18 protein-coding genes and 1 riboswitch are annotated in these 22,787 nt (G+C 62.5%); of the genes, 4 read left to right on the plus strand and 14 right to left on the minus strand.

Features of this window, described 5'->3' with window-relative positions:
* Nucleotides 1-111 precede the first annotated feature (111 nt).
* The 9 genes from ACFVHU_RS15420 to ACFVHU_RS15460 all read right to left on the minus strand — a co-directional run bounded on the left by ACFVHU_RS15420 (nt 112) and on the right by ACFVHU_RS15460 (nt 12,758).
* The gene (locus tag ACFVHU_RS15420) at nt 112-1,221 is read right to left on the minus strand and encodes an NADH:flavin oxidoreductase/NADH oxidase (RefSeq protein ID WP_332485866.1); all 1,110 of its coding nucleotides are present in this window, start codon (nt 1,219-1,221) and stop codon (nt 112-114) included.
* Between the two features lie 58 nt (nt 1,222-1,279).
* Entirely contained in the window at nt 1,280-2,635 is a 1,356-nt protein-coding gene (gene mgtE / locus ACFVHU_RS15425) for a magnesium transporter (protein WP_388025211.1), read from the minus strand.
* Between the two features lie 416 nt (nt 2,636-3,051).
* A complete protein-coding gene (locus tag ACFVHU_RS15430) occupies nt 3,052-4,461 on the minus strand; it encodes an L-serine ammonia-lyase (RefSeq protein WP_105657073.1) in 1,410 nt (469 codons plus the stop codon).
* Nucleotides 4,462-4,646: 185 nt separating this feature from the next.
* Nucleotides 4,647-5,969: a serine hydroxymethyltransferase gene (glyA, locus tag ACFVHU_RS15435; protein WP_388025213.1), complete on the minus strand. Its 1,323-nt coding sequence runs from the start codon at nt 5,967-5,969 to the stop codon at nt 4,647-4,649.
* The gene (gene gcvH, locus ACFVHU_RS15440) at nt 5,969-6,349 is read right to left on the minus strand and encodes a glycine cleavage system protein GcvH (RefSeq protein WP_105659073.1); all 381 of its coding nucleotides are present in this window, start codon (nt 6,347-6,349) and stop codon (nt 5,969-5,971) included. Before gcvH ends, glyA begins: the two co-directional genes overlap by 1 nt.
* Before the next feature lie 60 nt (nt 6,350-6,409).
* Nucleotides 6,410-7,537: a glycine cleavage system aminomethyltransferase GcvT gene (gene gcvT, locus ACFVHU_RS15445; RefSeq protein ID WP_105659074.1), complete on the minus strand. Its 1,128-nt coding sequence runs from the start codon at nt 7,535-7,537 to the stop codon at nt 6,410-6,412.
* Nucleotides 7,538-7,550: 13 nt separating this feature from the next.
* Complete coding sequence (gcvP, locus tag ACFVHU_RS15450) at nt 7,551-10,397, minus strand: aminomethyl-transferring glycine dehydrogenase (RefSeq protein WP_388025215.1); 2,847 nt, start codon at nt 10,395-10,397, stop codon at nt 7,551-7,553.
* A 164-nt stretch (nt 10,398-10,561) separates the two neighbouring features.
* Nucleotides 10,562-10,659, minus strand: a riboswitch (glycine riboswitch).
* 102 nt (nt 10,660-10,761) lie between these two features.
* Nucleotides 10,762-11,550, minus strand: a complete 789-nt coding sequence (locus ACFVHU_RS15455) for an SGNH/GDSL hydrolase family protein (protein ID WP_365943138.1) — start codon at nt 11,548-11,550, stop codon at nt 10,762-10,764.
* A 35-nt stretch (nt 11,551-11,585) separates the two neighbouring features.
* Complete coding sequence (locus tag ACFVHU_RS15460; RefSeq protein WP_388025217.1) at nt 11,586-12,758, minus strand: serine hydrolase domain-containing protein; 1,173 nt, start codon at nt 12,756-12,758, stop codon at nt 11,586-11,588.
* Nucleotides 12,759-13,023: 265 nt separating this feature from the next.
* Between ACFVHU_RS15460 and ACFVHU_RS15465 the strand changes: the two genes are divergently transcribed.
* A complete protein-coding gene (locus tag ACFVHU_RS15465; RefSeq protein ID WP_388025219.1) occupies nt 13,024-14,472 on the plus strand; it encodes an APC family permease in 1,449 nt (482 codons plus the stop codon).
* Between the two features lie 63 nt (nt 14,473-14,535).
* Here the strand turns inward: ACFVHU_RS15465 and ACFVHU_RS15470 are convergent, their stop codons facing one another.
* Complete coding sequence (locus ACFVHU_RS15470; protein ID WP_388025221.1) at nt 14,536-15,447, minus strand: RNase H family protein; 912 nt, start codon at nt 15,445-15,447, stop codon at nt 14,536-14,538.
* A 117-nt stretch (nt 15,448-15,564) separates the two neighbouring features.
* Here ACFVHU_RS15470 and ACFVHU_RS15475 point away from each other — a divergent pair, with 117 nt between their 5' ends.
* Nucleotides 15,565-15,873, plus strand: coding sequence for a hypothetical protein (locus ACFVHU_RS15475; RefSeq protein ID WP_388025222.1), 309 nt, complete (start codon nt 15,565-15,567; stop codon nt 15,871-15,873).
* A gap of 69 nt (nt 15,874-15,942) precedes the next feature.
* Here ACFVHU_RS15475 and ACFVHU_RS15480 read toward each other — a convergent pair whose 3' ends face one another.
* Nucleotides 15,943-17,052: a glutathione S-transferase C-terminal domain-containing protein gene (locus tag ACFVHU_RS15480; protein WP_332731741.1), complete on the minus strand. Its 1,110-nt coding sequence runs from the start codon at nt 17,050-17,052 to the stop codon at nt 15,943-15,945.
* A gap of 124 nt (nt 17,053-17,176) precedes the next feature.
* Complete coding sequence (locus ACFVHU_RS15485; RefSeq protein ID WP_133834851.1) at nt 17,177-17,752, minus strand: NADPH-dependent FMN reductase; 576 nt, start codon at nt 17,750-17,752, stop codon at nt 17,177-17,179.
* Between the two features lie 141 nt (nt 17,753-17,893).
* Here ACFVHU_RS15485 and ACFVHU_RS15490 point away from each other — a divergent pair, with 141 nt between their 5' ends.
* Nucleotides 17,894-18,379, plus strand: a complete 486-nt coding sequence (locus ACFVHU_RS15490) for a MarR family winged helix-turn-helix transcriptional regulator (protein WP_388025224.1) — start codon at nt 17,894-17,896, stop codon at nt 18,377-18,379.
* Here ACFVHU_RS15490 and ACFVHU_RS15495 read toward each other — a convergent pair.
* Nucleotides 18,376-20,220: an ABC transporter ATP-binding protein gene (locus ACFVHU_RS15495; protein ID WP_105659083.1), complete on the minus strand. Its 1,845-nt coding sequence runs from the start codon at nt 20,218-20,220 to the stop codon at nt 18,376-18,378. The two genes, ACFVHU_RS15490 and ACFVHU_RS15495, sit on opposite strands and share 4 nt — an antisense overlap.
* A 191-nt stretch (nt 20,221-20,411) precedes the next feature.
* Between ACFVHU_RS15495 and ACFVHU_RS15500 the strand changes: the two genes are divergently transcribed.
* Entirely contained in the window at nt 20,412-20,804 is a 393-nt protein-coding gene (locus tag ACFVHU_RS15500) for a MarR family winged helix-turn-helix transcriptional regulator (protein ID WP_181148955.1), read from the plus strand.
* A 75-nt stretch (nt 20,805-20,879) separates the two neighbouring features.
* On the opposite strand, the gene ACFVHU_RS15505 is transcribed toward ACFVHU_RS15500, so the two are convergent.
* On the minus strand, nt 20,880-22,787 hold the full coding sequence (locus ACFVHU_RS15505) for an SIP domain-containing protein (protein WP_388025225.1): 1,908 nt from the start codon (nt 22,785-22,787) through the stop codon (nt 20,880-20,882).

A 22,787-nucleotide genomic window follows, 5' to 3' on the forward strand; every position in this document is an offset into this window, starting at 1 on the left:
CCGCGGTGCGACTAGATCCGTGGCACTAACCTAACATCACTATTCAGTGGCTGGAAGAGGTAACCAGAAACTATGTCGTTGTTTGGATGAAATCAGCATGGCAACTTGCGTTTACCAGCGGCCGCGCCAGTATTGGGCGGGGAATGCCATCGGTGCACCCAACTCCTGCGCCGAACGGTTAGCCCACTGCGGATCGCCCAGTGCAGCGCGCCCAACGCAGACGCCGTCCGCTTGCCCGGTCACGACGATCTGCTCTGCCTGCATCGGCTCGGTGATGACGCCGACCGCGGTAACGAAGGCATCCTGGGGCAGCGCTTCCTTCACTGCCTGAGCCAACGGCACTTGGTAGCCCGGACCAGACGGTCCGTTGAACTTGCCAATTCCTGCACTGGAGAGGTCGAAGTGGCGCACACCGTAGCCGTAGAGTTCCTTGGCGATCCGAACGGTGTCAGCAATGCTCCATCCATCGTCCACCCAGTCTTCTCCGGAGAAGCGAATGCCCAGGGCCTTGTTTTCCGGCCACACGGCAGCCACTGCCTCGATGACTTCACGCAGGTATCGAGTGCGGTTCTCGAAGCTGCCACCGTATTCGTCGGTGCGCTTATTGGTCAGCGGCGACAGGAATTGGTGCACCAGGTAGCCGTGCGCGGCATGGATCTGGATCAGGTCGAATCCGGCCGCGTCGGCACGCTTGGCCGCATCAGCCCAGTCCTGCACCGATGCCTGGATCTGTTCCACGCTCATCGCGGTAGCTGGCTTCAGCCCGTAGAGCTCGCTGGGCGAGGAAGTGAAGGTTTCCCAGCCGCCATCGTCCGCGCTGATGCTGCCGGATTTTCCAGCGTCTTCAAGATCCTTGAGCCAGCCATAGGTCGATGCCTTGGCTCCGGCGTGCGCCAGCTGCACGCCGGCGGCTGCCCCATGGGAGCGGATATATTGGGCAATCGGTTTCCAAGCTTCGGCCTGCTCGTCATTCCACAGGCCGGTATCGCGATCCGAGATCCTGCCTTCAGCTGCCACCGCAGTTGCTTCGGCGATCACCAAGGAGTATCCGCCATGGGCCATGGAACCCAGATGAGCCAAGTGCCAGGTCGTTGGAACGCCGTCGCGTTTTTCCACGGAATACTGGCACATCGGCGGAAGCACGACGCGGTTGCGAAGCTTCAGGCCTTCTCCGCTTCTGGCTGGGACGGTAAATTCAGTAAAGAGCTTGCTATGAGGCATACCTGTTACGACACTGGGGTGCGCGAATTTATTCCGCGCACCCCAGTGCAGCTGCAGGCTATCCAAGAATCAGCACGGCCACCGACAGGTAGACGATCAGCCCGGCGGCATCCACGAAGGTTGAAATGAAGGGGTTGGAAAATACCGCAGGATCAACCTTGAAGTATTTACCGATGATCGGCATCACCCCTCCGACAGCGGCAGCAATGCTGCACAGCGCCACCAGGCTGATGCCTATCACCAATCCGATGCGCAGTTCGAAAATGCTCCCGGCCACCACCAGCGCTATGGCGCCCAGGCACAGTCCCAGGACCGCTCCGATTCGCACCTCGCGCATCAGCACCCGCCAGAAGTCGCTTCCCCGCACGTCCCCCATGGCCAGCGCACGGGTGACAGTGGTCGCCGCCTGGTTGCCGGTGTTCCCGCCAATGCCCACGATCAAGGGGATGAACAAGCTGAGCACCACCATCGACTCCAGTGTCTGCTCGAAACTGGACAGCACCTTGACCGTCAAGGTGGCGCCGATAGCCAGGACCAGCAGCCAGATGACGCGCGCCTTCACCAGGTGGCGCAATGGCGTCCCCAGGTAAGGGCGGAAGAGCGGATCCGTTCCGGAGCCGTACGCGGAGCGGCGCTCTTCGGCATCCTCCAGGATCCCGATCGCCATGGGCAAGGTCAGCACTCCCAGCAGGCGATCTTCCCGATCAAGCACCGGGAGCATCCCTGCCTTCCGATCCACCACCACGCGTGCCGCGCTCGTCTCCGGCTCGCAGGCTTGGACGACCGGGCTCTGGGTGCACAGTTCTCCGATCGTTGACCCGGCCGGCTCGGTGAGCAGCTCGCTGAGCTTGATGGTGCCAAGCAGCCGGCGTTCATCATCGATCACCAGGATGTGCTGCGCGTTCTCGCAGTTCCCGAGACGTGCGCTGATGCGTTCCAGGGTTTCGGCCACAGACAGCTGCGGGTGGGTGGAGATGAAATCCGGGGACATCGCCCTGCCGGTGCTTGATTCCGGATATCCCAGCAGGATTCCGGTTTCCTGGCGCTTGGCCTTCGGCAGCCCTGCCAGCAGTTTCGTGGCCACGATCGCTGGCAGTTCATCGAGCAGCGCTACCCGTCCCGCGGCGGGGAGTTGGGCGAAGGCATCGATGACGGTCTGCGACTGCAGCGCCCGTACCAGGTCGGCTTGCACCGGGGCGTCGAGTTCCTGGAAGACCAGTACCGCGGCCTGCTTGTCCAGCAGCCGGTAGGCCAGGGCAGCCTCGGTGGCATCCAGTGCTTCGAGGTGCTCAATGGTCTCGGCGATGTGCAGACCGCCCAGCAGCCCTGCCGCGAGCTGGAATTCTGCGTGATTGAGATGGGAGCGCAAGGCTCGCGAAATAGTAGAGAAGTCTACCTTTTCTGGAGAAAACATGATTTTGGTCCAAATGGTTCATTTGGCGCGTGAATACAAGCCTGCCAGCAACTTCTCACCGCTTGATCACCCCATGAATACAGGGAGATAAATCAGTCAGTATTTGCGTGCAGGACCAGGCGCCGGTGACATGTACAAGAGTCACGAACTCGTTGGGATCCCATGGCAGGATGCTGCCAGATTCGGCTGATTCGGCTACGAGCGTCCGGGTGAGTTCGTGTGCATAGATCGACTAGAACTGTCTTCCACGACACTCACCTCCTCGAAACTGGTTTGCGCTAGCGCGCATTGGGCCTAGTCCCAGTTCTATCAGCTATGGCTGGGAATTGCCGGACTTGGGGGCCAAGATCACATTTAAACAGTTCGGGAGACCCGCAGTGCAGGCCTCCCGAACTGGGTCATGCGTTACTGGGAAATCAGCATTCCACCACGTTGACGGCCAGGCCGCCCATCGCAGTTTCCTTGTACTTGTCGCTCATGTCCTTGCCGGTTTCGCGCATGGTGATAATGACTTCATCCAAGGTGACGTGGTGTTCGCCGTCGCCCATCAGCGCCATCTTCGCCGCGTTCACTGCCTTGGAAGCAGCGATGGCGTTGCGTTCGATGCAAGGGATCTGGACCAGTCCGCCGATCGGGTCGCAGGTCAGGCCAAGGTTGTGTTCCATGGCGATTTCCGCTGCGTTCTCTACCTGCGCTGGGGTGCCGCCAAGAATTTCGGCCAGGCCGCCAGCAGCCATCGATGATGCCGAACCGACTTCGCCCTGGCAGCCGACTTCGGCGCCGGAGATCGATGCCTGCTCCTTGTACAGCACGCCGACGGCACCAGCGGTGAGCAGGAAGCGTACGACAGCGTCGTGTTTTTCCTCCTCATTCCAGTACTTTGCGCCCGGTGCGTAGTGGGTGGCGTAGAACAGCACGGCCGGGATGATGCCCGCTGCGCCGTTGGTTGGAGCGGTGACCACGCGTCCGCCGGAGGCGTTCTCCTCATTGACGGCCAGCGCAACGAGGTTGATCCATTCCTGCCAGTAGACCGGATCCCGGTCCTTGTCTTCCTTGCGCAGGCGTTCATGCCATTCCGGCGCACGGCGGCGAACTTTCAGGCCGCCGGGCAGCACTCCGGTGCGTTCCAGCGCGGAATCCTTGCAGTCTTCCATCACTTCGTAGATGTGGACCAGGCCGTTGCGGATCTCGTCGCGGGACCGGTAGGCCATTTCGTTGGCCATCATGATGTCGGCAATGGACAGGCCGGTTTCCTTCACATGTTCCAGCAGCTTGGCTGCCGTGGTGAAGGGATAGGGCTGCTTGTTCAGCTTCTCTTCGAGGTTCTTCTCGATGCGGTCTTCGGCGCCTTCGCGCACGATGAAGCCGCCGCCTACGGAGAAGAAGGTCTCGTTGGCGATTTCGTTGCCGTCAGCGTCGAGGGCAATGAACTTCACGCCGTTGGTGTGGCGCGGCAGTACGGTGAGCGGATGCTGGATCATGTCTTCGACCTTGTAGTTCAGGTCTTTGCGCTGATCCAGCTGTTCGGCCAGGTGGAGGATTCCAGTGGCTTCCATGTCCGCCAGGCGGTCATCGACCTGTGATGGCAGCACGGTTTCAGGTTCGAAGCCTTCAAGCCCCAGCATGATGGCAGTGAAGGTGCCGTGGCCGCGTCCGGTAGCGGCCAGGGATCCGTAGACATCAACACGGATATTTTCCAGTGCGTCCAGTTGGCCTTCTCGGATTACTTGGGCAATGAATGCGTGTGCTGCACGCATTGGTCCCACGGTATGGCTGGAAGACGGTCCGATGCCAACCGAGAAAAGATCGAATACGCTAACCGCCATAGCGGGTCACATCCTTAGAACTTGGGTAATCCGAGAGCTTCTGTCCCGGATCTGTGGAGTGTGGTTCCAGAGGCTTGCGGCCACCGCACGTACCGTGCAGCGCCTGGACCTCTGGATGTTGAAAGACCGCGGGCCCGAAAAGCGAGTATTTCCACCTTCCGGGCCCACATCCTAATCAGATGATGCTACTCGGAAACCTTAGCCAGTTCCGGGTACAGCGGGTGGGCCGCGGCAAGCTGCAGAACACGATCCTTCAGCTCCGGCAACACCGCCGTATTACCCTCAGCACCAGCAATCAATGTCTGTGCAATGATCTCCGCAACCTCAGCGAACGCAGCCTCCGAGAAACCACGGGTAGCCAACGCCGGGGTGCCAATACGCAACCCCGAAGTCACCATCGGCGGACGAGGATCAAACGGCACCGAATTGCGGTTCACCGTGATCTCCACCTGAGCCAAAAGATCCTCACCCTGCTGCCCATCCAACTCGCTATTACGCAAGTCAACGAGCACCATGTGAACATCCGTGCCACCAGTCAAAACGCTGATGCCCTTGGCCACAACATCTTCCTGGGTCAAGCGCTCAGCCAAGATGCGGGCACCAGCCAAGGTCCGCTCCTGGCGCTCCTTGAACTCCGGCGAAGCGGCAATCTTGAAAGCCACCGCCTTGCCAGCAATCACGTGCTCCAACGGACCACCCTGCTGGCCAGGGAACACCGCCGAGTTCAGCTTCTTCGCGATCTCCGCATCATTCGAGAGAATAATGCCGCCACGAGGACCAGCAAGCGTCTTATGCGTCGTGGAAGTCACCACGTGAGCGTGCGGGACCGGCGAAGGATGCAACCCGGTTGCCACCAGGCCAGCGAAGTGCGCCATATCCACGAACAGGTACGCGCCGACCTTGTCCGCGATTTCGCGGAAGCGCTGGAAATCCAGCTGGCGCGGATACGCCGACCAGCCAGCAACAATCATCTTCGGCTGGTTCTCGATGGCAAGGCGCTCCACCTCGTCCATGTCCACTTCATAGGTTTCCTCGTCCACACCGTAAGGAACGATGTTGAACAAGCGGCCCGAGAAGTTCAGCTTCATGCCGTGGGTCAGGTGGCCACCGTGGTTCAGGTTCAGCCCCAGCACGGTATCGCCCGGGCGCACCAGCGCGTGGTACACCGACGCGTTAGCCTGCGCACCGGAATGCGGCTGCACGTTGGCGAACTTCGCCCCGAACAAGTCCTTGAGCCGCTCGATCGCCAGCGTCTCGATGACATCAACTTCCTCGCAACCGCCATAGTAGCGGCGGCCCGGGTAGCCCTCGGCATACTTGTTGGTCAGTACCGAACCCTGCGCCTGCATGATTGCTTGCGCAGTGTGGTTCTCCGAAGCGATCATTTCCAGGCCGCGCTGCTGGCGAGCCAGCTCAGCGTCAATACGCTGCGCGATCTCCGGATCCAGCGAAGCCAGCGACTGGGTCAACGTTGCAGCGGCAACGGATTCAAAAGTCTGGTTGCTCATTACTCGACGTTTCCACCGTTCGCGCTTGCGTAGTCAGCTGCCGAAAGCAGCGGACCCTCTTCGGCGACCTCAACGGTGAACAGCCAGCCGGCACCGTATGGGTCTTCGTTCAGGATGCCTGGGTTGTCCACTGCCTCGTCGTTGATGGCAACGATGGTGCCGGTCACTGGCGAGTACAGGTCGGAAACCGACTTGGTGGACTCGACTTCGCCACAGGTCTCGCCTGCGGTAACGGAGTCGCCGACCTCTGGCAGGTCGACGTAGACCACGTCGCCCAGGGCGTCGGCGGCAACCTGGGTGATGCCGATCTTTGCTGGGGACGATGCATCGATCCACTCGTGTTCGGCCGAGTAGCGCAATGACGAAAGAACTTTACTCACGGTATTTCCTCTCCCAAGGGAATTAGCGGGCGATTTGCTTAGCCCTACTGATGTTTAACGTTACTTGGCTCGGGTGTAGAACGGCAGTTCGACTACGACAAAAGGCAAAGTCTTACCACGCAGGTCTACCTCCAGCTCGGTTCCCACTGCACCGAATTCGGCGTCGACATAACCCAGTGCAACCGGGTAGCCCAGGGTTGGCGAAGGCTGGCCGGAGGTGATTTCACCGATGGTTGCGCCGTCCTTGACGATGGCGTAGCCGCCGCGGCCGGCGCGCTTGCCCAGGCCCTTGAGGCCGACGAGCTTGCGTGGCGGGGTCGCACCGCGCAACGCTTCCAGGGCTTCGCGGCCCACGAAGTCCTCTTCCTTCTTGAAGGAGACCACCGGGCCGAATCCGGCATCGAACGGGGTGCGTTCCAGGGACAGCTCGTTGCCGTACAGCGGCATGCCGGCTTCAAGGCGCAGCGAGTCGCGGGCGGCCAGGCCGCAAGGAACCAGCTCGTGGTCCTTGCCGGCGTCAACGCTCTTTTCCCAGAGGGCTGCCGCATCCTCGTTTTCGATGATCAGCTCGAAGCCGTCTTCGCCGGTGTAGCCGGTGCGGGCCAGCAGCACGTCGATGCCACCGAGCACCACCTTCACCGCAGCGTAGTACTTCAGTTCGGTGACCGCCTGGGCGGTTGCCTCGTCGGCGGCCAGCTTGCGCACAATTGCCTCGGCGTTCGGTCCCTGGACGGCGATCAGCGACTGGCGGCCCGAAGCGTCGTCCACGACGACGTCGAAGCCGGCGGCGCGGGCAGCCAGCTCGGCGGCAACCACCGGGGCGTTGCCGGCGTTGGGCACGACGAGGAACTTCTCCTCTTCCAGGCGGTAGACGATCAGGTCGTCGATGATCTTGCCCTCGGCGTCAAGGATCAGCGAGTACTTCGCCTTGCCGACCTTCATGATGCTCAGGTTCCCTGCCAGGGCGGTGTTCAGCGCCTTGCCGGCTTCCGGGCCGGAGAGGTAGACCTCGCCCATGTGGGACAGGTCGAACAGGCCAGCGGTGGAGCGCACGGCCTTGTGCTCTGCCAGTTCCGAACCGTACTTCAACGGCATGTCCCAGCCGCCGAAGTCGGTGAAGTTGGCGCCGAGAGCTTCGTGCTGCGCGTGCAGCGCGGTGTGCTTGAGTGCTTGGGTAGTCTCAGTCATCTCTAACTCTTCCTTAGTCTTCGAAGGCTTCGGGAGCCGGGCAGGAGCAGATCAGGTTGCGGTCGCCACCGGCGCCGTCGATGCGGCCCACGGTTGGGAAGTACTTGTCGAACTTCAGCGCCGGGACCGGGAAGGCCGCCTGCTCGACCGAGTACTTGCGGTCCCACTTGCTGTTGACCACGGCGGAGACCGTGTGCGGAGCGTTGCGCAATGGGGATTCCTCGATGCTGTAGGCACCGGAGAGGACCTCGTCCATTTCCTGGCGGATGGTGATCATCGCTTCAATGAAGCGCTCGATCTCGGCCAGGTCCTCGGATTCGGTGGGCTCCACCATCAGGGTGCCTGCCACAGGGAAGGACAGGGTCGGCGCGTGGAAACCGAAGTCGATCAGGCGCTTGGCCACGTCCTCGGCGGTGACCCCGGTCTTGGCGGTCAGTTCACGCAGGTCCAGAATGCACTCGTGGGCAACCAGGTCCTTGTTGCCGGTGAACAGTACCGGGAAGTGCTCGTTCAGGCGCTTGGCAATGTAGTTCGCGTTCAGGATCGCGTGCTTGGTGGCTTCGGTCAAGCCGTCCCCGCCCATCATCGCGATGTAGGCCCAGGAGATCGGCAGGACGCCGGCCGAGCCGAAAGCGGTCGCCACCACCGGCACGCCATCACGCTCGGAGTAGGTGCCCGAAGCATCGCCTGGCAGGAATGGCAGCAGGTGCTCGCCAACGCCTATTGGGCCTACGCCTGGACCGCCACCGCCGTGCGGGATGCAGAAGGTCTTGTGCAGGTTCAGGTGCGACACGTCGCCGCCGAACTTGCCTGGCTGGGCCAAGCCAACCATGGCGTTCATGTTCGCGCCATCGATGTACACCTGGCCGCCGGCGGCGTGGACCTTGTCGCAGACCTCGCGCACGTCCGCGTCGTAGACGCCGTGGGTGGATGGGTAGGTGATCATGATGGCTGCAAGGACGTCCTTGTTGGCCTCGATCTTGGCATCCAGGTCATTCGCGTCGATGGTGCCATCGGCTGCGGTCTTCACGACCACCACGCGCATCCCGGCCAGCACTGCCGACGCGGCGTTGGTGCCGTGGGCCGAGGCCGGAATCAGGCACAGATCGCGCTGGCCTTCGCCGCGCGAACGGTGGTAGTCCGAGATCGCCAGCAGGCCCGCGTACTCGCCCTGCGAGCCGGCGTTGGGCTGGATCGAAACGCCAGCGTAGCCGGTGATTGCGGTCAGGCGCCCTTCCAGGTCGGTGATCAGCTCGCGCCAGCCCTCGGTCTGCGCTGCAGGCGCGTAGGGGTGGATCGAGGCGAATTCCGGCCAGGTGATGGATTCCATCTCGGCGGCCGAGTTCAGCTTCATGGTGCACGAACCCAGCGGGATCATGGTGCGGTCCAGGGCCAGGTCGCGGTCCGAGAGCCGGCGCAGGTAGCGCATCATCTGGGTTTCGGAGGAGATGGTGTTGAAGATCGGGTGGGTCATGAAGTCGCTGGTGCGCACCTGCCCGGCCGGGATCTCGAAGCCTTCCGGAGCCGAGAGCTCTGCGCCGAAGACCTCGAGCAGGGTCTTGACGACGCCCGAGGTGGTGGCCTCGTCGGTGGAGATGCCCACCTGGGTCTCGCCCACCTTGCGCAGGTTGATGCCTGCTTCGATGGCCTTGGCAATGATGGCATCGGCGTTCTCGACGTTCACCACCACGGTGTCGAAGAAGGAATCCGAAGCCAGGGTGTAGCCGCCTGAAACCAGCGAGCTGGCGATGACCCGGGCGTGGTTGTTGGCGCGCGAGGCGATCTGCTTCAGGCCGGCTGGGCCGTGGTAGACCGCGTACATCGAAGCGCAGATGGCCAGCAGGGCCTGTGCGGTGCAGATGTTGGAGGTGGCCTTTTCGCGGCGGATGTGCTGCTCGCGGGTCTGCAGGGCCAAGCGGTAGGCAGGGACTCCGGCGTCATCGGCCGAAACGCCTACCAGGCGTCCTGGCATGGAACGGGTCAGGCCATCGGCCACGGCCATGTAGGCAGCGTGCGGTCCGCCGAAGAACAGCGGCACGCCGAATCGCTGGGTGTGGCCCACGGCGATATCGGCACCCTGCTCGCCCGGAGGGGTGATCATGGTCAGGGCCAGCAGGTCGGCGATCACGGTAACCATGGCGCCGGTTTCCTTGGCGGCGGCGATGATCGAAGCGTGGTCCGCGATCGAGCCGTCGTTGCCAGGCTGCTGCAGGACAATGCCGGAGATCTCGCCCTCTGGCAAGCCTGCGGCAAGGTCGGCAATCTCGACTTCGAAGCCCAGTGCGTCAGCGCGGCCCTGCACGACCTTGAGGGTCTGCGGGAAGATGTTGGAGTCCAGCACGGTCTTGCCCTTGGACTTCTTCTTGTTGGCGCGGCGCATCATCAGCACGGCTTCGGCGGCAGCGGAGGATTCGTCCAGCAGCGACGCGTTGGCGATGGGCAGGCCGGTCAGGTCCATGACCATGGTCTGGAAGTTCAGCAGGGCTTCGAGGCGGCCCTGGGAGATTTCCGGCTGGTACGGGGTGTAAGCGGTGTACCAGGCTGGGTTTTCCACGATGTTGCGGCGGATCACAGCTGGGGTGATGGTGTCGTAGAAGCCCTGGCCGATCATCTGGGTCTTCATGACGTTCTTCGAGGCAAGCGCACGCAGGTGGGCTAGGGCTTCGGTTTCGCTCAGAGCATCAGGGATATCCAGTGCGGAGTCCTGGCGGATGTCTGCCGGAACGGCGGTGTCGATCAGTTCTTCCAGGCTGTCGTAGCCCAGGGTCTGAAGCATGGTGGTGACGTCGGAAGGACGTGGGCCGATATGGCGTGAAACGAATTCAGTATTCGCTCGTGCCGAAGTCTGCGTGATGGTCATGGTGCTGGTATCTCCATGGGATCTGTCTTGGCGCATGCCAAAGGAAGGTCTTTTTACCTCCCCATCCCTGTTGCATAACCTGAGAGTTTTACGCATCCAGCAAACCAAGCCGGGCACTTGCACCTTCGGTGAACCGGAACGGGCCGGTTTCTTTCCAGAGTTGCCTCATGATGGCGGTACGGGTGCCTGAGAGTTTCCTGGGGAGGAATTGCTCCTACGGCGCCCGTCCATGGTGTGAACGGGACTCTCCCGCCATCCGTCTATGGCGCGCGCTGCCGGCCGGAGACCTGCAGCACACCACCATGTTACCTGCCCCGCCCCCAAGGTCAAACAGGAGCGGGGTCCGGAAAAGTCATAAATGCGTTCAGTTGGCGTCGGCAGTTAAACGGATGTAATCAGGATATTTCGCTGACAAGGAATCACCCGACGAGGTGCCGGTGATCCGGCGCTTGACCCACGGAGCCAAATGCTCTCTGGCCCAGCCCAATTCCTGCTTCAGCTTTTCGCCGCGCGAGTTCACGGCCAGTTCCGGCAGGGACGGCTGCTGGATCCTGGAGGACCAGTTTCCCTCGGTGATCCGATGGGTGCCGAGCACGTCAAGGACCTTCGAGGCCATCAGCGTGTGGCCCAGCTCGTTCATGTGCAGCCGATCCACCGCCCAGTAGCGCAGATCGGAGAATTCGCGCCACCGCCAGTAATCGGCGATCACCGCGCCGTACTCGTCCGCGATTTCGCGAACCTTCTCGTTGTAAATGGCCGTGCGCGGACGGGTCTTGGAGAACAACGGTGATTCCACGGTGTCGAAACCGGTGAACAGCACGACCGCGCTTCCGGCTTCGGCAAAGCGGCGCACCATGCCTTCATAGCCGCGCATCAGCGCATCCAGGTCCGCCTTCGGGCGCAGGATGTCATTGCCACCGGCATAGATGGTGACCAGATCCGGGGCCAGTGCGAGCGCCTGGTCCAGCTGCTGGTTGATCACCTGCCCGATCTTCTTGCCGCGCACCGCCAGGTTGGCGTATTCCCATTCGCCTTCGGCGCAGAGCACTTCCGAAACCCGGTCCGCCCAGCCGCGGACCTGGTTGGGCCGGGTCGGATCCACATCGCCAACGCCTTCGGTGAACGAGTCACCTAGTGCCACAAACTTCTTCACTTCGCTCCTGCTTCGTTCCATTCCCGATGGGTTTACTACGCGTTGCTGCCGGCAGCCTGGGCCGACATGTTCTTCTGCATGATCAGCTGGCGGGCCAGCTGGCTGAGCTTGACCCCGGTGGAGATCTCCTTGACGCCTTCATTGCGCGAGGGGATGAAACCGAAGCCCAGCTGGTGGGCTGGATCGGCGAAGGCCAGCGAGGAATTCGCACCGTCATGGCCGTAGGCGAAAATCGATCCATAGTTGTTGCGCGCGGTGGCCTTCATGAACCCCAGGGCGAAGGCCTGCAGCAGCCCGTTGGTCCGGTCATGGCCGTAGACCAGCTCGGTGGAAACCTGGGACCAGGTGTCGGCGGTGAGGAATCCGCGGGTGGCGCCCAGTGCCGGCACTGCACCGAATGAGGCGGCATAGATTGCGGCGAGGCCTTGGGCATTGGCGACCGCGCCCATGGATGCGGGGCCCAGTTCGCGCACCTGCGGCGCGTTGGCCAGTTCGTGCCAGTTGTAGACCGGGCCGCTTTCCAGCGCGAAACCGGAGGCCGAGTTCACCGAAAGCCCGGCCGGGGAGAACGGATCGAAGAATTCCGGTGCGGCGTCAGCGCCCGGCAATACATCGCGGTAGCGCGATTCCAGCGCGGGGTCCTGGCCGATGTATGCTTCGGCTCCCAGCGGCTTGCGGATGCGCTCCTCGAAGACTTCTTTCAGTTCCTTGCCGGTGACCCGGCGTACCAGTTCTTCCATGAGCACGCCCATGGTGATCGCGTGGTAGCCGACAATGTTCTGGCCCAGCGGCCAGACGCTTGGCATGGAAGCGAGCACCTTGGCGTATTCGGCGGAGTTCAGGAGGATCTCGCTGGGCACGCCCTCGGGCACTCCGAGCACTCCCGCTTGGTGGCTGAGCACCTCGCCGACGGTGAGCTGGGCTTTCCCGTTGTCGCCGAATTCCGGCCAGTAGGTTGCAATTGGCGCGTTCGGGTCGATCAGCCCATCTTGCACGAGCAGTGCCACGACCAGCGCGCCCAGGCCCTTGGTGCAGGAGAAGACGCAGGTCAGCGCGTCACCAGAGAGGTGCTCGCCGACACTGTGGCTGAGCACCAATTCGCCGCGGTGGTACACGGCCAGCTGCGCCGAATAGCCTTCTTCCTCAGCGGCTCGCGCCTCTAGTGCTTCCGCCAGGGGCGCGAACTCTTCAGTGATCACCGATTGCATCTAAATCCTTCAAAGTGCTTGTCTCTCATCAACTAACCCTAACCGCTTCGATCCCATGGCCCGGTAGTTCCACACGCTGACCCGACACCTAGCATATAGGTACGTCAGCTCACAGCATTGGCTTGTTTAAGCCACTAATCGACATTTCACTACCGCTGGACCCCAAGTTCTGTGAGCCAGCCTTGAAGCCGGTTTGCCCACTTCATGCGCTGACCCTAAAGTTGTAATGTTTGCCTACAAAATTGAAGGAGATGATCTCGATCGCATGACTGTGAACAGTGACACGGCCGTTACCGACGGCAAAGAAACAGAACTCCGCAGGGTGATTGGCCCGAAGCTGCTGCTATTCCTCATCATGGGCGATATCATCGGCGCCGGAATTTTCGCCATCACCGGCAAAGTTGCCGGCCAGGTGGGCGGAGCCGCCTGGCTGCCGTTCCTGATCGCTTTCACGATCGCGACCCTCACCGCCTTCAGCTACCTCGAACTGGTGACCAAATACCCGCACGCGGCCGGTGCCGCCTTGTACATCCACAAGGCATTCGGCATCCACTTCGTCACCTTCCTGGTGGCGTTCACCGTGGCTTGCTCGGGCATCACCAGTGCCGCCACCTCGGCCACCTTGGTGGGGCGCAACCTGCTCATTGGCATTGGCCAGTTTGTCGAGGGTGTTCCCAACACCCCGGAAGCGGGCATGTGGGCAGCTATTGCGATCATCGTGATCCTCGCAGTGATCAACTTCCGCGGCGTGGGCGAGAGCGTGAAGTTCAACCTCGTGCTGACCATAGTTTCGCTGGCCATCATGGCCGCGATCATCGGCATCGGCTTCGCGGTGATCGCCTCGGGCCAGGGTGACATTTCCCGCCTGGTGGTCTTCGAGACCCCCACCGACCGCAGCGTCTTCGCCGCCGTGACCATGGGTACTGCCATTGCGTTCTTCGCGATGGTGGGCTTCGAGGATTCGGTGAACCTGGTTGAGGAAACCAAGAAGCCCAAGAAGACCTTCCCGAAGATCATGCTCATCGGCCTGGGCATCTGCGCCTTGATCTACATGCTGGTGGCCGTCACGGTCATCATGGTGATCCCGACCGGCGATCTGCTGAACCCGAAGAACCCGGATGCCGGCATCCTGCTGGATGTTGTGCGCATCGGCCTGCCGAACCTGCCAGTTGACGCGATCTTCCCGTTCTTGACCGTCTTCGCGGTGGTCAACACCGCGCTGATGAACATGCTGATGGCTAGCCGCCTGCTCTACGGCATGGCCCGCCAAGGCGTGCTGCCGCAGTTCCTGGGCAAGGTGCATTCGACCCGACGCTCGCCATGGGCCGCGATCCTGTTCAGCACCGTGCTGGCCATCGCCTTGGTGGTCTACGTGAACTTGAGCAACGGAAGCAGCATTGTCGGCTCGCTGGGCGGCACGACCGCGCTGCTGTTGTTGTGCGTGTTCGCCGTAGTCAACGTAGCCCTGCTGGTGCTGCGCCGCGACAAGCCGGAACCCGATGCGTTCCGCGCTCCAACGATCATCCCGATCCTCGGCGTGTTCTTCTGCCTGTTCCTTGCCGGCCCATGGGCTCGTTCGCGTGAAGACTGGGTCCAGTACGAGATTGCCGGCCTGCTGCTGGTCATCGGCGTGCTGCTGTGGGCCGTGACCTGGTTGGTCAACCGGATCAACTACAAGAAGGGCGTCATCGAAACCCGCCCGGGACAGTACTGATCCCAAACCGTTAAAGCAGTGATGCCCGCCATTTGGCGGGCATCACTGCTTTAAGCGTGTTTTCTATGCGGTCTGCTCGACCGTTTCCTGGCGGAACCGAAGCTTCAGGCCGCCTTCGGTGCTCTGCCACCAGGAAGATACGACAAGCACCGGGCCCTCTGAAGGCTTCATGCGGTACGCGAGCAGCACCATCTGGGCATCCACTTCCCGGGCCGCAAGGACTTGCACCGCACCGGTACTGGGCAGGCTCGCCCCGGATTCCAGCATGGCCCGGACCGTGGCCACATCCAGCAGGCCGCCATGGCGAGTCACTTCCTGGTAGCCCGGATGCAGGAAGTCGTTGAGTTCCGCGAAACTGGTGCGGATCTGCGGGTCGAGGAAACCTTGTTCCAGTTCGAAGACGGTGGCCGCGATGTCCACGCCGGGTTCCGGTGCGGCGGCGGGTTGTCCGCCGGGTGCCAGCACGGCATCTTCAGCCGCTGGAGCTTTGGAAGCCGCTGGGCCGCCGACTGCGGTGTAGCCCGGTCCGGCCTCTACTGCAGAGCCCTGCTGGTGCGCGGTCGCAGCCGCACGCGCATGGCCGTCAGCAGCTTCATTCAGCTCATGTCCGGCATGGCCCTTGACCCACTCGAAGGTGTACTTGCGCCCGGCAATGGCCCGGTCAAGTTCCTTGAGGATGTCCTGGTTCAAGACCGGTTTGCCGTCGGCCTTTTTCCAGCCCTTCTTCTTCCAACCCGGCATCCACTTGCTGATGCAGTTGATCGCATACTGCGAATCGCACAGGATCCTGAGTTCTTCTTCTGGCAGGTGCTCGGTGGCCCGGAAGAGTTCGAGCACCGCTTGGAGCTCCCCCATGTTGTTGGTTCCGTGGTCCCAACCGCCAGCGGCCCAGTTGTCCTGGTCCACGTACCAGGCCCAACCTGCCGGTCCGGGGTTTCCTAGGGCTGATCCATCCGCAGCTGCAATGATCGTCATGCTTTAATCCTGCCACGTTGACGCCCGCACTCGGTTCCATGCATTGGGCCATGTCGCCAGCGAATACTTGCACAATGGATCACAGCATCCAGCCAGGTCCATGCCTAGGATTGGGATGTGAAGAAAATCCTGCCTGTACTGGCCACCCTGGTTCTGGTCCTGTCCGCATGCGCTGGCCCCTCGGTTGACGAGCTGCGCCAACTCGATCCCCAGGGCCATACCGCCTGCGTGCATTTTGGCGGGGGCTTGGTTGACCCCGAGGGCATCGGCGCAACGAATATGCAGAAAGCCGCTGATCATGGGGCGAAGGCCTCCACCGAACAGATCAGCGCTGCGGTGGCCGCCGATGAATCCGGGGATCCCCAAATTACTGACTTGTCCGCTTTCCAGGAAGCTTGCGAGGGGCAAGGCTTCGATTTCGAATAGGACAGATCGGCCCAGGACCCCTCGAAATAGCGGGCTCCTGAGCCGATCCGCGGCGGATCGCCAGCGCTCCTAGGCGGGGTACAACGGGTTGTGCCCGGCTTGGACCCGCTCGTCAGCCCGGACTTCGCCCGGTGCTGTACCGTTCAGGAACGGACCGCTCTCGGCCAGCTCATCTCGGCCCGGCGCTTCGAGCCAGTTCGCCAACTCCGGCCCCTTCGGGATGATCCTGGTCGGGTTGATGTCCTCATGCACCACGTAGTAGTGCGCCTTGATCTGCTCGAAGTCGATGGTGTCGCCGAAACCCGGGGTCTGGAACAAGTCCCGCGCATAGCCCCAGAGGTTCGGCATGTCGATGAGCTTGTTGCGGTTGGCCTTGAAGTGGCCATGATAGACCGGGTCGAATCGCACCAGCGTGGTGAACAGCCGGACATCGGCCTCGGTGATGTGATCACCCATCAGGAAGCGGCGGGTGCCCAGCCGATCTTCGAGGTAGTCCAAGGTGGCGAATAACCGGTCGTAGGCATCGTTGTAGGCCTGCTGGTCCCCGGCGAACCCGGCACGGTAGACGCCGTTGTTGACCTCGGTGAAAATCCGCTTGATCAGCGGAAGCATCTCATCGAGCTGGTCCTGCGCAATGAGGTCCGGGGCGCCTTCCCGGTGGAACTCCTTCCACTGCGTGGACATGTCCCAGGTGATCTGCGGGTAGTCATTGGTGACAACCGCACCGGTGGGGATATCGACGATTGCCGGCACGGTGATGCCGCGTGGATAGTCGGCAAAGCGCTTGAAGTAGTTCTCCTGGACCCGCTCGGTACCCAGGACAGGGTCCTTGCCCCCGGGGTCCAGGTCAAAGGTCCAGCTGCGTGCGTCGTGGGTTGGGCCGGGCAGTCCGACGGACAGCGCGTCTTCCAAGCCCAGCAGGCGGCGAACGATCAGGGTGCGGTTGGCCCAGGGGCACGCGCGGGCTGCGACCAGATGGTAGCGGCCAGCTTCCACCGGCCAAAGCCGGGACCCGTCCGAAAGCCCCGCGTTGGGATGCCCGATCTTGCTGTGGCTGTTTCCCTCGCCATAGTGCTCGGCGCTGGCATCAGCGACGATGCGGTCCTGGATGTAGTTGGTGTCCCGGGTGAATTCTCCGCCGGTGACGTAGGCGCCCTTGGTCGAATATTCCTCGCTCATCGCATTCCTTCCAAAGAATTTTGAAGTCCCGTGCATAAACCATTCACCTCGAGACTATGGCAGTTGGGCAGGTATGGAAATGGCGCAATGCACTTTTCCACTCCCCCGCCGATTTCAACCCTGTCTAGGCGTTGACCGTGGCGCCTTCGCGCACGGTGCGCATCGCCTTGCTCCAGGCGAGCACCTGTTCAAGCATGGGCTGCACGCTGTTGGCCGACCGTTCGGTCGGAGCGAAAGCCGAGAAGTTCTCGAAGTCGGAGAATAGCGAGAACATGCCGGTCTTCTGCACGTGGGCGATCTGCAGTTCCGAGAGGATCCCGCGCAGGTGCTCCACGGCACGCGAGCCCATGGCGGAGCCATATCCGACCATGCCGGCGGCCTTGTTGTTCAGTTCTGCATTCAGGTAGCTCAGTGCGTTGGCCAATGCAGGCTGGACGGAGTGGTTGTACTCGCCAACAATGAAAATGTATCCATCGAATTCGCTCATCTTGGCGGCGAAGGCCTTGGTGTGCCCGTTCTGGTAGTTCTGGTAGGCGGCCGGGAACGGCTCGTCGAGCATCGGCAGGTTGAAATCGACGATGTCCACCAGCTCGTAGTCGGCACCGCCGAACTCCTGCGCCCTGGCCAGCACCCATTGGGCGACGCCCTGGTTGACACGTCCTGGACGGGTGGAACCGGTAACGATAGCGATCTTCGACAAGTTGCTCTCCTTGGAGTTCTCCGGCCAACAATTTAGTTGACACGTCATCTTCTCTTGCTAAATTCCACTATACAGGAGATGATTGATGCGTCAACAATATTTTGAATGTCCCCCATGGGGACAACATGGTTAGGAAAGAGAATGAAGAGCGAAGAGACCCGCTGGCTCACCGACAGCGAGCAGGACCTCTGGCGCACCATACGCGAGTTCCTCTGGCAGTTCCCCAGCGGCATGGATCGCCAGCTGCTGCGCGATTCGAACATGCTCTCCGGTGAATACTCGGTGCTGGCTGTGCTTTCGGAAACAACCGAACCAAGTCTACGCCCGGCCGACGTGGCGACCGCATTGCGCTGGGACCGCTCGCGCCTCTCCCACCTGCTGCGCCGCATGGAAGCCAAGGGCCTGGTCAGCCGCTGCTCAGATGAGACCGACCGCCGCGGGCACCAGATTACGCTCACCGCCCAGGGGCGCAAGACCATTGAGGAAGCCGCGCCAACCCACGTGAGCTTCGTGCGTGAAACCATTTTCGATTCCCTGAGCCCTTCCGAACGCACGGCATTGGAATCGGCACTGCCGAAGATCCTGGCCTCGCTGGAAAAGCAGGGACTGAAAGCTGGCCAGTGCTAGCTGGCCCTTTCGGCCAGTTCGCTCTTGGCTACCAGCTGGGCGAATTGCCCGCCAAGCTGGACCAGCTCGTCAAAAGTTCCCGCTTCGGCAATCCGGCCAGCTTCTAGCACGACGATGCGGTCCGCTCGCATCACGGTGCTCAACCGGTGCGCGATCAGCAAGGTGGTTCGCCCCAGTGCGAGCTCGTCCAGCGCCCGCTGCACCAAAGCTTCGGTGACCGTATCCAGGGCACTGGTCGCCTCATCGAGCACCAAGACCTTGGGTTTGCGCAGCATGGTGCGGGCAATGGCCAGCCGCTGCTGCTCGCCACCGGAGAAACGGTGGCCGCGCTGCCCCACCTGGGTTTCCAGGCCCTGCGGCAGGCTGCGGACCAGCTGCGCAATCTGCGCGGCTTCCAGCGCCTGCCAGAGCTCTTCCTCGGTGGCCTGGGGCGCTGCCCACAGGAGGTTCTCCCGAATCGAAGCATGCAGCAGGTAGCTTTCCTGGGCAACGACGGAGACCGCCTGGGCGATGCCTTCAGGGTCGAATTCCTTCAGGTCAATGCCGTCGAGCAATACCTGGCCCTCGGTAGGGTCAAGCAGCCGGGGCAGCAAGGACCCCAGGGTGGACTTTCCCGAACCGGTGGAACCGACAACCGCGGTCATTGTTCCCGCCTCCAGGGTCAAATCCAGCTGTTCCAGGGTGGCGCGGTCCGCCTCGGGGTAGCGGAAGCTGACATTGCGCAATTGCACTTCGCCACGCAGCTTCCCGGGTTCGACCGCTCGCGGCCGCTGGGGTACCGGCAGCGCCTGGTCCGTATCCAGGTATTCGAAGACGCGGCTGAACAAGGCCAAGGCCGAGACCCACTGGACCGAAATCTGCATCATGCCCATGACCGGACGGAAGATTCCGGCCTGCAGCCCGGTAAAGGCCACCAAGGTGCCGATGCTCATCCCCTGCCCGGTGGCGGGCAGCCCCGCCACGATGTACAGCACCGCGGGGATGGCCGCGAAAATGATGCTCATCGTGGCCATGCGCCAACGCCCGGCCAAAGCGCTTTTCATTTCCAGGTCGATGAGCTTGTGGCTGGACTCTCCGAAGGCCGCCGCATCAGCGGCTCCAGTGCCCATGATCTTGGCCAAACGGACCCCCGAGATGCTCAGGCGCTCGTCGATCAGCGAAGCCAGGTTCGACATCTCGCGCTGGCGCTTTCCTGTCACGGCGCGGCGCAGTTTCGCGGTTTGCTTGGCAAGCAGCACCGCTGGCGGCAGCACGACCAATGAGATCAAGCTCAGTTTCCACGAGATCGCCACCATCGCGCAGGCGGTGGCCACAACGGTGGTCAGGTTCGAGGCAATGCTCGTGGCCGAATTGGTAATCACCGATTGCATCTGCCCCACGTCGTTGACCAGGCGCGACTGCACGTCCCCTGAGCGCGAGTTGGTGAAGAATCCCAGGGATTGCTTCTGCAGGTGCGTGAACAGCCCGGTCCGCAGGCCATGCATGACGCGTTGGCCCATCAGGGTTGCCCGCCAGGTCTGGACGACTTCCAGAATCGCGGTAGCCAGGGAGATCAGCACCAGTCCCCCGGCACCCAAGAGCAGCAATCGGATATTGCTGTTGGGAATCGCGTCATCAATGAGTTCGCGGATGATGAACGGCTGGGCCAGGCCGATGACCGACGCTGCCACGATCAGCGCCATGACCGCAATCACCGATCCCAGATGGGGCCGGAAGAGCGCGGCGATGCGCGCCAGGGACACCGGATGCTCGGTGAGCCGCTGCTTGTCCCGGGCGGCGTTGCCGGACCGTCCTTGCCCGCCACCGCCCGGATGCGGCCCCGGCATTCCCATTGCACTCATGGACTCCCCCTCTACCTCTGGATTTCTCAAGTCCAGAATAACAGAGGGAACCTCACTATGTGGTTGCATCTTGAAATTGTTCCCAGAAACACACTATCCTTGAACATATGCAGAACGAAGAGCCCAAGCCTGACTTGGCAGATCTTTTCCTCCACGCTTCACGCATGCTTCGCGGCAGATGGAGGGACAGCTTGACTCCCCTGGGCATCACTCCGCACCAATCGAGGGTGCTGACCTTGCTGTCCCGGGCCGATAGGATCGGGCTGCGCAACTCGCAGCTCGCGGAACAGCTGCACATCGCCGCGCGCTCGACCACCGAGGTAGTCGACCAGCTGGAAGCCAAGGAGCTTGTCGTGCGCACCCCCGATCCGGCCGATCGCCGCGCCACGTTGATTGCGCTCAGTGCCACGGGCCGCGCCCAGCTCGGCGAGCTCGCCGAACTGCGCCGTTCGAGCATGGACGGCTATTTCGACAAGCTCGGCGACGAGGACCGTGCCGAACTCACACGGCTGCTGGCAATCCTGGACCGCGAGAACCCGCGGCCGGTGCGCGGCGCTTGCAAGAACCCGGCGAAAGAGAACTAGCTGCCAGCTAGCGGATAGAACCCGAGGCCCCGGCATATGCGTGCCGGGGCCTCGGGCGCTGGTTGCCGCTGCCCGCTAGTTCTCGGTCTTCCCGCGGCGCCAGTAGCCCATGAAGGCTACCTGCTTGCGGTCCACGCCGGCATCGCGCACCAGATAACGGCGCATTTCCTTGACCGTGCCGGCTTCACCGGCAATCCAGGCGTAGAACGGTGCGGAATTTTCCTGGCCCGTCTCCCACAGGATGTCCGCATCAACATCGATATCTTCCGGCTCGGCGTTGGTATGGACCACGCCGGCTGCTGGAATCGCGACTACCTGGCGCAATGCCGACTGCAGCAATTCACCATGCTCATGGCTGCCACGGGTCAGCCACTGCACCGAGACGCCGGAGCGGGTGGAGGCACCGAGGATATCCGTGGTCTCCGGGACCTCGATCAGCGCATGGCCGGTGACGTTGGAGGGCAAGGCTTCGAGGATGGCGCAAATCGCCGGGGCGGCGGTTTCGTCACCGGCCAGCACCACGCGGGTTGCCTCGCCGCGGCGGAACTCGATGCCGCCGTAGCTGGAGTCGTTCAGGGTCTTGTTCGGGCCCAGCAGCAACAGCTGGTCGCCCACCTTGGCCCGGTCGCCGAACTCCGTAGCCGGCCCGCCCTGGAGCTGGCCGTCAACCATGTGCCCGTGCATCACGAAGTCGATATCCAGCTCGGCCGTGGCCCCGATATTGTCCCGGTGCCCGGCTTCGCGGAAGGCCCGCACGGTGTAGGTGCGCATGTGGCCGCGGGTATCGGGATCAATCGACAACCAGCGCTTGTACCAGCCCTGCTGCTCGGCAGGACTGGTCATCGCCCCGGGTCGCATCGAGGCGATCTCGTCGGTCAACGCAGTACCGCCGGCCGGTGGCAGCAAGAGCTTGATGCGCATATCCAGCGGGTGGCTGTTGGTGCCGAAGTACTCCAGGTCCTCGCCGCTGACGGTCACCCGGCGGAAGGATGGCGCGAGCTGCTGGCTATTGACCACCGTGGTGTCAAAGGCCAACGTCGGCACATGCTCATGGGCCGGGCGCTCCGATTGCGGATCAAGGGCGGCGGCCGCTTGGGCAGCTTGCTTCACATTTGCCGCCTGCTTCACCGCAGTTTTCTTCGCAGAAGCATCGGTACGGAAAATGCCCTGGGAAGCCAGCACCTGCTCGGTGCGCAGCACCCGGTGGCGGCCAATGGGCAGCACCAGCGGAGTGCCGCCCACCGGGTCGGGGATCACGCGGCTGGGCATGCCGAAAACATCCTTGACGGTCTTTTCGGTGACCACATCGTTGGGATGGCCGGCAGCGTAGATCTTGCCGTGGCGCAGCGCCACCAGGTAGTCGGCGTAGCGGGCGGCCAGGTTCAAATCGTGCAGCACGATCACGACCGTGATCCCGCGGCTGCGGTTCAGCTCGCTGACCACATCCAGGACTTCGAGCTGGTGCGCCACGTCCAGGAAGGTGGTCGGCTCGTCGAGCAGCAGCAGGTCGGTCTCCTGCGCCAGGGCCATGGCGATCCAGACGCGCTGGCGCTGACCGCCGGAGAGCTCGTCCACCGAGCGGTCGGCCAGCTCGGTGGTGCCGGTCAGCTCCATGGCGCGATTAACCGCTGTCTCGTCCTCGGCAGAGAAGCGCTTGAACAGGCCCTGGTGCGGGTAGCGGCCGCGGCTGATCAGCTCGCGGGCGGTGATGCCGTCCGGAGCGGTGGGCGATTGCGGCAGCAAGCCCAGGGTCTTGGCGACTTCCTTGGCCGGCTTGGAGTGGATATCCGCCCCGTCCAGGAGCACCTGGCCCCCGGCTGGCTTGAGCAGCCGCGACAGTGCGCGCAGCAGGGTGGACTTGCCGCAACCGTTGGCCCCGACGACGATGCTCACCTGCCCGGCAGGGATATCCAGCGACAGCTCGTCGACGATGGTGACCTTGTCATAGGCCAGGGTCAGATCGCTTGCCTGCAAAGTGGCCAT

It is taken from the genome of Glutamicibacter sp. NPDC127525 (genome assembly GCF_042672105.1).
GTDB lineage: Bacteria > Actinomycetota > Actinomycetes > Actinomycetales > Micrococcaceae > Glutamicibacter.

What these genes read in the sequence shown, in the direction of transcription:
- ACFVHU_RS15420 (WP_332485866.1), bottom strand. Translation starts at nt 1,221, where the DNA reads ATGCCTCATAGCAAGCTCTTTACTGAATTTACCGTCCCAGCCAGAAGC.
- mgtE (WP_388025211.1), bottom strand. Translation starts at nt 2,635, where the DNA reads ATGTTTTCTCCAGAAAAGGTAGACTTCTCTACTATTTCGCGAGCCTTG.
- ACFVHU_RS15430 (WP_105657073.1), bottom strand. Translation starts at nt 4,461, where the DNA reads ATGGCGGTTAGCGTATTCGATCTTTTCTCGGTTGGCATCGGACCGTCT.
- glyA (WP_388025213.1), bottom strand. Translation starts at nt 5,969, where the DNA reads ATGAGCAACCAGACTTTTGAATCCGTTGCCGCTGCAACGTTGACCCAG.
- gcvT (WP_105659074.1), bottom strand. Translation starts at nt 7,537, where the DNA reads ATGACTGAGACTACCCAAGCACTCAAGCACACCGCGCTGCACGCGCAG.
- gcvP (WP_388025215.1), bottom strand. Translation starts at nt 10,397, where the DNA reads ATGACCATCACGCAGACTTCGGCACGAGCGAATACTGAATTCGTTTCA.
- ACFVHU_RS15460 (WP_388025217.1), bottom strand. Translation starts at nt 12,758, where the DNA reads ATGCAATCGGTGATCACTGAAGAGTTCGCGCCCCTGGCGGAAGCACTA.
- ACFVHU_RS15465 (WP_388025219.1), top strand. Translation starts at nt 13,024, where the DNA reads ATGACTGTGAACAGTGACACGGCCGTTACCGACGGCAAAGAAACAGAA.
- ACFVHU_RS15470 (WP_388025221.1), bottom strand. Translation starts at nt 15,447, where the DNA reads ATGACGATCATTGCAGCTGCGGATGGATCAGCCCTAGGAAACCCCGGA.
- ACFVHU_RS15480 (WP_332731741.1), bottom strand. Translation starts at nt 17,052, where the DNA reads ATGAGCGAGGAATATTCGACCAAGGGCGCCTACGTCACCGGCGGAGAA.
- ACFVHU_RS15490 (WP_388025224.1), top strand. Translation starts at nt 17,894, where the DNA reads ATGAAGAGCGAAGAGACCCGCTGGCTCACCGACAGCGAGCAGGACCTC.
- ACFVHU_RS15495 (WP_105659083.1), bottom strand. Translation starts at nt 20,220, where the DNA reads ATGAGTGCAATGGGAATGCCGGGGCCGCATCCGGGCGGTGGCGGGCAA.
- ACFVHU_RS15505 (WP_388025225.1), bottom strand. Translation starts at nt 22,787, where the DNA reads ATGGCCACTTTGCAGGCAAGCGATCTGACCCTGGCCTATGACAAGGTC.